The organism is Lentzea sp. NPDC003310 (genome assembly GCF_040610935.1).
Classification (GTDB): Bacteria; Actinomycetota; Actinomycetes; order Mycobacteriales; family Pseudonocardiaceae; genus Lentzea.
Map to the genome: position 1 here is coordinate 1 of NZ_JBEXNC010000072.1, position 1,071 is coordinate 1,071.

The 1,071-nt window shown below is 70.4% G+C and carries 1 protein-coding gene and 1 pseudogene; both read left to right on the top strand.

The annotated features are described in order from the left end of the window. Positions 1–672: ATP-binding cassette domain-containing protein (locus ABZX02_RS44010; RefSeq protein WP_355307983.1), on the top strand; the 672-nt coding region annotated here is incomplete at its 5' end. Then, a pseudogene (locus tag ABZX02_RS44015) lies at positions 669–1,071 on the top strand (hypothetical protein); the annotation flags it as partial. The gene ABZX02_RS44010 and the pseudogene ABZX02_RS44015, both read left to right, overlap by 4 nt.

A 1,071-nucleotide genomic window follows, 5' to 3' on the forward strand; every position in this document is an offset into this window, starting at 1 on the left:
CGCCGCTCGTACGGGTACATGCCGGAAGAGCGCGGACTGTATCCGAAGCAGCCGGTGCTCGATCAGCTCGTCTATCTGGCCAGGCTGCGCGGACTGAGCGCGGCCGAGGCGAAGGCGCGGGCCGCCGAACTGCTGGGGCGGTTCGGGCTCGGCGACCGGAGCAAGGACAAGCTCGAGTCGCTGTCGCTGGGTAATCAGCAGCGGGTGCAGATCGCGGCCGCGGTGATCGCGCAGCCGACGGCGCTGATCCTGGACGAGCCGTTCTCCGGGCTCGATCCGGTGGCGGTCGATTCCATGGCCGAACTGCTGCGCGAGTACGCCGAGCTGGGGGTGCCGGTGCTGTTCTCCTCGCATCAGCTGGATCTGGTCGAGCGGCTGTGCGATCAGCTGGTGATCCTCGCCGCGGGACGGGTGGTCGGGCAGGGCACGGTGGCGGCGCTGCGGGCGACGGGCGCGGCGCGGTATCGGCTGGTCGTCGGCAGCGATCCGGGCTGGTTGCGGGAGTTCGCCGGGGTGCGGGTGATCGAGACGAACGGGTCGGCGGCGGTGATCGAGCTGGCGGACGCCAGTACCGACGCGGTGCTCGCCGAGGCGCTGACTCGGGGATCGGTGCGCGAGTTCGCCGAACTGCGGCCGACCGTCGCCGAGATCTACCGGGAGGTGACGGCATGACCGCCCCCGCTTCGCGTGGCGTGTGGCGGATCGTCGCCGCCAGGGAGATCGTGGTGAAGCTGCGCGATCGCAACTTCGTCATCTCGACGGTGATCACCATCGTGGCCATCGTCGCCTCGCTGGCCGTGAGTGGTTTCGTCAGCAGCAGGCCGGACAAGATCGAGGTCGCCGTCACCGGGCCGGAGACGGTGGCGGTGGTCCAGGTGGCGGGTGGCCTGGCCGCGGCGGCCGATACCGACATCTCCTTCACCGCCTATCCCTACCCGGATCGGGCCGCCGTCGAGCAGCAGGTGCGCGACGGGACGGTCGAGGTCGGATTGGTGCCGGTGGACGGCGGGTGGCAGCTCATCGGCAAGACCGCCGAGAACGACGACGCCACCACCTACATCTCGGCCGCCG